Genomic DNA, 9,916 nt, shown 5'->3' with positions numbered 1-9,916 from the left:
AAATATAAAAGTGAGATGAATAGTTGAAAATTCAGAGCAGTATTTCTATTGAATTTATAATAATTATTAAGAATATCTTAAAAAATGATATGTGACAGGTGGAGTAGTCAACTTATGTAGACTATTCTTTTATTGATTAGTTCATTAACAAAAAGCTATTTTTCTCGGAATGATATGTTGCATTGTTGCTCTTGATGAGTACAATTGCGGCTACCTGATGCGAGGTGTTGGTTAATTTGTTGTTAAACTCTGGTTTACACGGTTAATAATGTTATCGCACGTAGAGGTGCAATTATAAAAAGTAACTTCCGTTGGGGTGATGCCAATGAACGGGAATGAAAGGTGTAATTGCCGAAGTAAATTGTATATCTAAGCAATTTGCTGGGGTTGTGCTCAATAGGTACAACACTGCCATAGTCTTAATTTTAAACTATGGAGCGCTACTGTAGGGTTGGGTGAAGTGTTCACTTCCCTTTCGCTTAGTTCAACATGAGCTTGGTCAGCCGTATCAAGTTTGTCTGCAGTAGATCTCTAGCCAAATAAAAAACTGGTTTTTGAAGATCATGAATTTAATAGATTTTGCAACATCACCTTTATCTTTGCTTCCGCCCCTTGTGGCTTTGAGCCTTGCTATTGTTACCCGCCGTGTATTGGTTTCTTTGGGTGTCGGTATCATCATGGGTGCGATTCTACTTGCTGATTACTCAGTAGGTAACGCAGCTAGCTACGTGTTTACTAAAGCATCTGGTGTTTTCATCGAAGATGGTGGCATCAACACTTGGAACATGAGCATCATTGCATTCCTAATTATTCTTGGAATGACAACGGCATTATTAACACTGTCTGGCGGTACTCGCGCATTCGCGGAGTGGGCACAGTCTCGCGTTAAGAGCAAACGTGGTTCAAAACTACTTGCTGCTTTCTTAGGTGTATTCATCTTTGTTGATGACTACTTTAACAGCCTAGCGGTTGGTGCTATCTCTCGTCCTGTAACAGACCGCTTCTATGTATCTCGCGCTAAGCTTGCTTATATCCTAGATTCAACTGCTGCTCCTATGTGTGTGATCATGCCTGCTTCTAGCTGGGGTGCTTACATCATCACGATCATTGGTGGCATCTTAGTGACACACGGTGTGACAGAGTATTCTGCACTGGGTGCTTACGTTCGTCTTATCCCAATGAACTTCTACGCTGTATTCGCACTACTAATGGTGTTCGCAGTAGCATGGTTCGGTCTAGACGTTGGTAAGATGCGTGAGCATGAGATCGAAGCATCTCAAGGCCGTGGCTTTGAAGGTGACAACGATCAAAAGCAAGCTCACGATCTAAACGAAGAGTTAGATATCGAAGAGAGCGAAAACGGTTCAGTTTCTGATCTTGTTATGCCAATCGTATCGCTAATTGTAGCGACAGTGGCTGCAATGCTTTACACAGGCGGCCAAGCGCTGGCTGCTGATGGCCAAGCATTCAACCTTCTAGGCGCATTTGAAAACACGGATGTAGGTAAGTCTCTTGTTTACGGTGGTGTTATTGGCTTACTAGTAGCACTAGCGACAGTATTCAAGCAAAAGCTATCTATGACTGATATCGCAAGAACAATGTGGATCGGTGCTAGCTCTATGTTTGGCGCGATTCTGATTCTTGTGTTTGCATGGACTATCGGTTCTGTTATCGGCGACATGAAAACGGGTTCTTACCTATCGTCTCTAGTAACAGGCAGCATTGATTACCACTGGTTACCGGTTATGTTGTTCCTTCTAGCGGGCGTTATGGCGTTCTCTACAGGTACATCTTGGGGTACGTTCGGTATCATGCTACCAATCGCGGGTGATATGGCTGCAGCATCGGATATCGCACTGATTCTTCCAATGCTAAGTGCGGTTCTAGCGGGTGCAGTATTTGGTGACCACTGTTCTCCAATCTCAGATACGACGATTCTGTCTTCTACTGGTGCTCGTTGTAACCACATCGACCACGTCTCGACTCAGCTTCCATACGCGTTGTCTGTAGCGTTCGTATCGTGCATTGGTTTCATCACTCTAGGTATGACATCTTCAATTGGCATCGCATTTGGCGCAGCGTCTCTAACGTTTGTTGCTGTATGTTTTGCATTGGCTTACTTCTCTCGCTGCAAAATGGCGACGTGCAAAAGCTAAAATTGAAAGTTAATCAGTAAACTATCAGGGAGGCGTTTGCCTCCCTTTTTTGTGCCTGTTAATTTAATTTTAAGTTTCGTGAAAAAAGTTCGAATAAATGGTTGAAAAAGGATGTCAGCTTAGTTAGTGTGGAGACAAGACAGCAAACAACCTAAGAGCTGATAAGTATGCGTAAATTAGTAATGAACATTCATCACCATCATCACCCTATCTAGTCTTTCGGGGAGATTTACGTATACCCGGGAGCAAGATTACTCCCGGAGGTTAAGTCAAAAGAATTTAGATTTAAACCCTCGGGATGACAAAGTCCCCGAGGGTTTTTTAGTTTTAGCGCTTTTAAATAATCAATAAATTCAAATATTTGCACAGGGATACAGCAATGCAGACACAACGCCTAAGAATCGCAATTCAAAAGAAAGGTCGCTTAAGTAAAGAGTGCCAAGACCTACTTAAAAAATGTGGTGTTAAATTTAATATCATGGGTGAGCGCCTAGTGGTTCACTCACTAAATATGCCAATCGACTTGTTACTCGTTCGTGATGACGACATCCCAGGTCTTATCATGGATGGTGTAGTTGACCTTGGTTTCATCGGTGAAAATGAACTAGAAGAAGTTCGTCTAGATCGTGTTGCTCTTAAAGAGCCTTCAGAGTTCCGCACACTACGTCGTTTAGACTTCGGTGGTTGCCGCCTTTCAATCGCTATTAATAAAGACGAAGAATACAACGGCCCACAAGACTTAGCGGGCAAACGTATTGCGACAACCTACCCACAACTACTTAAAGCCTACATGGACGAGCAGGGTGTTGAGTTCAGCACTTGTATGCTAACAGGTTCGGTTGAAGTCGCGCCTCGCGCTGGCCTTGCAGACGCTATCGCTGATTTAGTTTCTACAGGTGCAACGCTTGAAGCGAACGGCCTAAAAGAAGCAGAAGCTATCTTCCAATCGAAAGCAACACTGATTCAACGTGTTGGCGACTTCGACGCAGACAAGACCGCACTGATTGAAAAACTACTGACTCGTATGCAGGGTGTTCAACAAGCGAAAGAGTCGAAGTACATCATGCTTCACGCGCCAACCTCTCAACTAGAGCAAATCAAAGCACTACTGCCTGGTGCTGAAGATCCAACGGTTCTTCCTCTATCTACAGACAAAGACAAAGTTGCCGTGCACCTAGTAAGTACAGAGAACTTGTTCTGGGAAACAATGGAACAGCTGAAAGAGTTGGGTGCAAGCTCGATTCTAGTATTACCAATCGAAAAAATGATGGGGTAGTGACGATGAGAACCGTTGTTTGGCAATCTTTAAGTGAATCACAGCAAGACTCGGTATTAGAGCGTCCAGCTATTACTGAAGGTGCAAACATCACAGCGACTGTTTCTGATGTTATTGCAAAAGTACGAAATGAAGGCGATGCCGCGCTTAAAAAGCTGACTGCAAAGTTTGATGGTGTAACTCCAGAATCTATCCGAGTCAGTTCGGGTGAGATTGAAGAGGCGTGTGCTCGTCTAACACCAGAGATGAAGCAAGCGTTAGAGCAAGCTTATAGCAACATTGCTAAGTTTCACGAAGCTCAAAAGCCGCAGCCAATTAAGGTTGAGACACAGCCTGGTGTTGTGTGTGAGCAAGTGACGCGCGCGATTAATACTGTTGGCCTTTATATTCCCGGTGGCAGTGCGCCACTACCGTCAACGGTTCTTATGTTAGGTGTTCCTGCTCAAATCGCAGGTTGTCGTAAGGTTGTGCTTTGTTCACCTCCGCCAATCGCTGATGAAATCTTGTATGTCGCTAAGCTTTGTAAGATCGACGAAGTTTATAACGTTGGTGGTGGTCAAGCGGTTGCAGCAATGGCTTACGGTACCGAGAGTGTGGCTAAAGTCGATAAGATCTTCGGCCCAGGTAATGCCTACGTTACGGAAGCAAAGCGCCAAGTGAGTAATGACTTCCGCGGAGCAGCTATTGATATGCCAGCTGGCCCATCTGAAGTGTTAGTGATTGCTGATGAAACGGCTGATGCAGACTTCATTGCAGCGGATTTGTTGAGCCAAGCGGAACACGGGCCTGACTCTCAAGTAGTATTGGTAACTCCATCTCCAGTGGTTGCAGACCAAGTAACAGAAGCGGTTCAAAAGCAACTGAAAGAACTGTCTCGTGCGAACATCGCTCAGCAAGCATTGGCTTCAAGCTTAATCATCATTGCTGAATCGATCACTCAAGCGATTGCGATTTCGAATTTCTACGGTCCTGAGCACTTGATCGTTCAAACCAAGAACCCACGTGAATTGTTGCCATTGCTAGATAATGCAGGCTCAATTTTCCTTGGTGACTGGTCTCCAGAATCTGCAGGTGACTACGCATCCGGCACAAACCACGTTCTTCCGACTTACGGTTATACCAAGACGTATTCAAGCCTAGGTTTGGCTGATTTCTCTAAGCGAATGACGGTGCAGGAGCTAACAGCCGATGGGTTGAAAGGCCTAGCGCCAACAGTAGTAACAATGGCGGAAGCCGAAGGTTTGGATGCACACAAACGCGCTGTGACTATCCGAGTTGAAAAGTTAAATAAAGCGAAATAAGGGTAGGGCATGGAAAAGTTAGCAAGAAAACAAGTTCAGGCTCTAACACCTTACTTGTCTGCAAGACGCATAGGCGGTACTGGTGATGTATGGCTAAACGCCAACGAATCTCCGTTTGATAACGAGTACAACCTGAACTTGTCTCGTCTTAACCGTTACAGCGAATGTCAGCCAAAAGAGCTGATTGATGCTTACGCTCAATACGCAGGCGTGAAATCAGAGCAAACTCTGACAACGCGTGGTGCTGACGAAGGTATTGAATTACTGATTCGTGCTTTCTGTGAGCCGAACGAAGACGCTATTCTTTACTGCCCACCCACTTACGGTATGTACGCAATCAGTGCAGAGACGATTGGTGTTGAGCGTAAGGTTGTGCCTCTGACTTCTGAATGGCAATTGGATCTTCCAGCTATCGAAGCTCAGCTCGACAACGTAAAAGTGGTGTTTGTTTGTAGCCCAAATAACCCAACCGGTAATTTGGTTGATCGCAAAGACATCATCAAGTTGCTTGAAATGACACAAGACAAAGCGATTGTGGTGATGGATGAAGCGTATATCGATTTTTGTCCAGAAGCGTCAACCGTTGATTTGCTTGAGCAATATCCAAACCTAGCGATTCTGCGCACCTTGTCGAAGGCCTTTGCTCTGGCGGGCTTACGTTGTGGCTTTACGCTAGCGAACAAAGAGCTTATCGATGTACTGTTGAAAGTGATTGCTCCTTATCCAGTGCCAATCCCTGTTGCTGACATTGCCGTTCAAGCACTTTCAGAGCAAGGACTCGCGCGAGCTAAGTTCCAAGTTCTGGATTTAAGTGCTAACCGAGCGTATTTGCAGGCGGGTCTATTAGGTATGCCTCAAGTGACGGTTTTTGATGGCTGGGGTAACTACTTACTGGTGAAATTCCCGAACGGCGATGAGTTATTTAAAGCGGCTTGGGATACGGGCATTATTTTGCGTAATTCACCTATTGAAGACTGTGTTCGTATTAGTATTGGTAACCGCGAAGAGTGCGAAAAGACACTTGGATTCATTCGTAACTTTTATCAGTAACGAAAGGCTTACCAGTAATAACATTTGCCAGTTTGAGTTGATTAATCGCAGATTGGCAAGTGAAACCAATATTTTGGGTTAGCGTTTGATTTTAGCTAGGCCACCAGATTTAAAATTAAAAGGAAGTTCAAGTGAGTAAACAACAGAAAATACTTTTTATAGACCGTGACGGCACCTTAATTGTAGAGCCGCCAGTTGACTTTCAAGTAGATCGTTTAGACAAGCTAAAATTCGAACCGCGAGTAATTCCTAGCCTACTTGCACTGCAAGACGCTGGTTACCGTCTAGTGATGGTGACTAACCAAGATGGTCTAGGTACCGATAGCTACCCACAAGAAGATTTCGATGCACCACACAATATGATGATGGAGTTCTTCGAATCTCAAGGCGTTAAGTTTGACGACGTGCTTATTTGCCCTCACTTTGACGAAGACAACTGCTCTTGCCGTAAGCCTAAACTGGGTATGGTTAAAGAGTACCTACAAGGCGGTAAAGTCGATTTCCAACACTCTGTTGTGATTGGCGACCGAATGACGGATCTTCAACTGGCAGAGAACATGGCTATCCGCGGTATTCAATATGGCCCGGATGCGGAAACTGAAGGCACGCTTAACTGGCCACAAATCGTTAAAGATCTGACGGTTAATGCGCGTATTGCTGAAGTAGTTCGTACTACTAAAGAAACCGATATCAAGGTTGCAGTAAACCTTGATGAAACCGGTGGCAACAAGATCGATACCGGCATGGGTTTCTTCGACCACATGCTTGATCAAATCGCGACACACGGTGGTTTCCAAATGAACCTGACTGTGAAGGGCGACCTGCACATTGATGATCACCACACAGTCGAAGATACCGCTCTGGCTTTAGGCCAAGCATTGAAAGATGCACTAGGCGACAAACGTGGTATTGGCCGTTTTGGTTTCAGCCTACCAATGGATGAGTGTTTGGCTCAGTGTGCGTTAGACCTTTCTGGTCGTCCATACCTGAAGTTCGATGCTAAGTTCAGCCGTGAGCAAGTGGGTGATCTTTCAACCGAGATGGTGGTTCACTTCTTCCGTTCTCTAACTGATACATTGGCTTGTACGCTACACCTTTCTTCTGATGGCAATAATGATCACCACATCATTGAGAGCCTGTTCAAAGCGTTTGGCCGTACTCTTCGCCAAGCAATCAAAGTTGAAGGTAACGAGTTACCAAGCAGCAAAGGCGTTCTGTAAGGGTTCGGTATGAAAGAGCAAAAAGTCGTTATTATTGATACTGGTTGTGCCAACGTTTCATCGGTGAAGTTTGCGATTGAACGTCTGGGCTACGCAGTTGAAATTTCAAAAGAACCAGAAGTTGTTCTTGCTGCCGACAAGCTATTCCTACCCGGTGTAGGTACAGCAAGTGAGGCAATGAAGAACCTGCAAGAGCGTGACCTTGTTACCCTTGTCAAGCAAGTTGAGAAGCCTCTGCTGGGTATCTGTTTAGGTATGCAGCTGTTAGGCAAACTGTCTCAAGAGAAAGGTCAAAAGGCTGATGAGTTAGTTGAATGCCTAGGTTTGTGTGATGGCGAAGTTCGTTTACTTGAAACGGGCGACTTACCATTACCACACATGGGTTGGAACACAGTAACAGCAACGCCTAATCACCCGCTATTTAAAGACATTGAAGAAGGCGAATACTTCTACTTTGTTCATAGCTTCGCAATGCCAGTGGGCGACTACACAATCGCACAATGTGATTACGGTAATCCGTTCACTGCGGCGGTTCAAAGTGGCAATTATTATGGTGTTCAGTTCCACCCAGAGCGATCTTCGAAAGCTGGCTCTAAGCTGATTCAGAACTTCTTGGAATTGTAATAAGGATTAGGCAGCGGCTAACGTTGCCATATAAGGAATGTAAATGATTATTCCCGCGTTAGATTTAATTGAAGGCCAAGTAGTTCGCTTATTCCAAGGAGACTACGGGCAAGTAACAGAATACAAAGTAGACCCAGCAGAGCAGTTTAATCTGTACCACCAAGCTGGCGCTGGCTGGCTGCACCTTGTTGACTTAACGGGCGCAAAAGACACAACGGCTCGTCAGTTAGACTTGATTGCTAAGCTCCTTGCTAGCACGCCTGCGAACATCCAGATTGGTGGTGGCGTGCGTAACGAACAAGATGTCGTTGATCTGCTAGAAGCTGGCGCACAGCGCGTTGTGGTTGGTTCTACAGCCGTTAAGCAACCTGAGTTGGTGAAAGGTTGGATGGAGAAGTATGGCGCGGAAAAAATCGTGCTGGCTCTAGACATCAACATTGATGAAAGCGGCACACGTAAAGTGGCGATTTCAGGTTGGCAAGAAGATTCAGGTGTGACTATTGAAGCGCTGATTGAAGACTACCTCACAGTTGGTCTTAAACACGTGCTGTGTACCGATATTTCACGCGATGGCACGCTAGAAGGATCAAACGTAGAGCTCTATGTTGATCTTTGTAAGCAGTACCCACAAGTGCAATTCCAATCATCGGGCGGCATTGGCAGCCTAGCTGATATCGAAGCGCTAAAAGGCAGCGGTGTTGCGGGTGTGATTGTGGGTCGTGCACTACTTGATGGCAAGTTTACCGCAGAGGAGGCATTTGCATGTTGGCAAAGCGCATAATCCCTTGTTTGGATGTCCGTGACGGACAAGTGGTTAAGGGCGTTCAGTTCCGTAACCACGAAATTATTGGTGACATCGTTCCGCTAGCACAACGCTATGCAGAAGAGGGCGCCGATGAATTGGTATTTTATGACATCACCGCATCAAGTGATGGCCGTGTGGTCGATAAAAGCTGGGTGAAACGCGTAGCTGAAGTGATCGATATCCCTTTCTGTGTCGCTGGTGGTATTAAATCAGCAGAAGATGCAGCGCGCATCCTTGAGTTTGGTGCGGATAAAGTGTCAATCAACTCACCGGCATTGGCTAATCCACAGCTGATTACTGACCTTGCTGATAAGTTTGGCGTTCAGTGTATCGTTGTCGGTATCGATTCATACTTCGACAAAGAAACCGGTAAATATCAGGTTTACCAATTTACAGGCGATGAAGCGCGTACTAAAGCAACCAAATGGGAAACCAAAGATTGGGTGCAGGAAGTACAGAAGCGTGGCGCAGGTGAGATTGTGTTAAACATGATGAACCAAGATGGCGTTCGTAACGGCTATGATATCGATCAGTTAAACATGGTGCGTGAAGTGTGTAATGTGCCATTGATTGCCTCTGGTGGCGCTGGTGCAATGGAGCACTTTGCTGAAGCTTATAAAAAGACCAACGTGGATGGAGCACTTGCGGCTTCGGTATTCCACAAACAAGTCATCAATATTGGTGAACTTAAACAGTATTTAAAACAACAAGATGTAGAGGTGCGACTATGAGTTTTGAACCCGTAAGCTTATCAAAAACAGAAGTAGGCGCATTGTCAGAGCGTATTAACTGGGAAAAAGTAGATGGCTTAGTGCCAGCGATTGTTCAAGATTACCAGTCAAGCCAAGTGCTAATGATGGGATACATGAACCCAGCCGCACTTGAGAAAACGGGTGAAACTGGCAATGTGACGTTTTTCTCTCGCACAAAAGAGCGTCTTTGGACGAAAGGTGAAACGTCGGGCAATGTATTGCAACTGCAAAACATCGCCTTGGACTGTGACAGCGACACCTTACTGGTTAAAGTTAATCCCATTGGTCCAACGTGCCACACAGGTACAACAACGTGTTGGGATGGAGACAAGCAAGAAGAGTCTCAGATGGTGTGGCTTCATCAGCTTGAGCAGCTATTGGCTGCCCGCAAGGACGCCGATCCTGAATCTTCTTATACTGCCAGTCTATATGCCCGTGGCACCAAGCGTATTTCGCAAAAAGTGGGCGAAGAAGGCGTTGAAGTCGCGCTTGCGGCGACGTCGGGCGATAAGGCGGAGTTAGTGTGTGAATCAGCAGATTTGATTTACCACCTAATGGTTCTTCTTCAAGACCAAGGCTTATCGATGGATGATGTGGTAAACAAGCTGAAAGAGCGTCATAAGTAAGCTCTCTTTAGATTAATAGAACCGCGTAAAAGACAGACAAAAGCCCCGCAAACAAACATGTTTACGGGGCTTTTTAGTTTTTTAATTTTCAAGATTTCAAGATTTC

The 9,916-nt window shown here is 45.3% G+C and carries 9 protein-coding genes, 1 riboswitch and 1 other annotated feature; all 9 genes read left to right on the top strand.

The window, feature by feature from the left end; all coding sequences use genetic code 11:
- Positions 1-273 precede the first annotated feature (273 nt).
- Positions 274-451: riboswitch (Lysine riboswitch) on the top strand.
- Positions 452-563: 112 nt separating this feature from the next.
- The 9 genes from AB4558_RS18695 (at position 564) to hisIE (ending at position 9,810) form a co-directional block, all read left to right on the top strand.
- Complete coding sequence (locus tag AB4558_RS18695) at positions 564-2,156, top strand: Na+/H+ antiporter NhaC family protein (RefSeq protein WP_017060263.1); 1,593 nt, start codon at positions 564-566, stop codon at positions 2,154-2,156.
- 190 nt (positions 2,157-2,346) lie between these two features.
- Positions 2,347-2,482, top strand: a sequence feature (His leader region).
- A 53-nt stretch (positions 2,483-2,535) separates the two neighbouring features.
- Positions 2,536-3,432 (top strand): ATP phosphoribosyltransferase, encoded by an 897-nt coding sequence (gene hisG, locus AB4558_RS18690; protein WP_017060264.1) that lies wholly within the window; start codon positions 2,536-2,538, stop codon positions 3,430-3,432.
- Positions 3,432-4,733, top strand: a complete 1,302-nt coding sequence (hisD, locus tag AB4558_RS18685; RefSeq protein WP_017065318.1) for a histidinol dehydrogenase — start codon at positions 3,432-3,434, stop codon at positions 4,731-4,733. The genes hisG and hisD overlap by 1 nt, the downstream gene beginning before the upstream one ends.
- Positions 4,734-4,742: 9 nt before the next feature.
- Positions 4,743-5,783 carry a histidinol-phosphate transaminase gene (gene hisC / locus AB4558_RS18680; protein WP_017060266.1) on the top strand — a complete coding sequence of 347 codons (1,041 nt, stop codon included), beginning with the start codon at positions 4,743-4,745 and terminating at the stop codon, positions 5,781-5,783.
- A gap of 131 nt (positions 5,784-5,914) precedes the next feature.
- Positions 5,915-7,003 carry a bifunctional histidinol-phosphatase/imidazoleglycerol-phosphate dehydratase HisB gene (hisB, locus tag AB4558_RS18675; protein ID WP_017060267.1) on the top strand — a complete coding sequence of 363 codons (1,089 nt, stop codon included), beginning with the start codon at positions 5,915-5,917 and terminating at the stop codon, positions 7,001-7,003.
- A gap of 9 nt (positions 7,004-7,012) precedes the next feature.
- Entirely contained in the window at positions 7,013-7,627 is a 615-nt protein-coding gene (gene hisH / locus AB4558_RS18670) for an imidazole glycerol phosphate synthase subunit HisH (RefSeq protein ID WP_017060268.1), read from the top strand.
- Between the two features lie 43 nt (positions 7,628-7,670).
- On the top strand, positions 7,671-8,408 hold the full coding sequence (gene hisA, locus AB4558_RS18665) for a 1-(5-phosphoribosyl)-5-[(5-phosphoribosylamino)methylideneamino]imidazole-4-carboxamide isomerase (RefSeq protein ID WP_136981599.1): 738 nt from the start codon (positions 7,671-7,673) through the stop codon (positions 8,406-8,408).
- Positions 8,390-9,163, top strand: a complete 774-nt coding sequence (gene hisF / locus AB4558_RS18660; RefSeq protein WP_017060270.1) for an imidazole glycerol phosphate synthase subunit HisF — start codon at positions 8,390-8,392, stop codon at positions 9,161-9,163. The genes hisA and hisF overlap by 19 nt, the downstream gene beginning before the upstream one ends.
- A complete protein-coding gene (hisIE, locus tag AB4558_RS18655) occupies positions 9,160-9,810 on the top strand; it encodes a bifunctional phosphoribosyl-AMP cyclohydrolase/phosphoribosyl-ATP diphosphatase HisIE (protein WP_017060271.1) in 651 nt (216 codons plus the stop codon). The genes hisF and hisIE overlap by 4 nt, the downstream gene beginning before the upstream one ends.
- Positions 9,811-9,916 lie beyond the last annotated feature (106 nt).

This window comes from Vibrio sp. 10N.222.51.C5, from assembly GCF_041474575.1.
GTDB classification, from domain to species: domain Bacteria; phylum Pseudomonadota; class Gammaproteobacteria; order Enterobacterales; family Vibrionaceae; genus Vibrio; species Vibrio crassostreae_C.
The sequence above is the reverse complement of the archived record's forward strand: the minus strand, read 5'-3'. Positions and strand labels throughout refer to the sequence as shown.

Bases quoted from the DNA above. Each gene is read 5' to 3' on its own strand.
- hisA (WP_136981599.1), top strand. From the start codon at position 7,671: ATGATTATTCCCGCGTTAGATTTAATTGAAGGCCAAGTAGTTCGCTTA.
- hisIE (WP_017060271.1), top strand. From the start codon at position 9,160: ATGAGTTTTGAACCCGTAAGCTTATCAAAAACAGAAGTAGGCGCATTG.
- hisF (WP_017060270.1), top strand. From the start codon at position 8,390: ATGTTGGCAAAGCGCATAATCCCTTGTTTGGATGTCCGTGACGGACAA.
- hisH (WP_017060268.1), top strand. From the start codon at position 7,013: ATGAAAGAGCAAAAAGTCGTTATTATTGATACTGGTTGTGCCAACGTT.
- AB4558_RS18695 (WP_017060263.1), top strand. From the start codon at position 564: ATGAATTTAATAGATTTTGCAACATCACCTTTATCTTTGCTTCCGCCC.
- hisC (WP_017060266.1), top strand. From the start codon at position 4,743: ATGGAAAAGTTAGCAAGAAAACAAGTTCAGGCTCTAACACCTTACTTG.
- hisG (WP_017060264.1), top strand. From the start codon at position 2,536: ATGCAGACACAACGCCTAAGAATCGCAATTCAAAAGAAAGGTCGCTTA.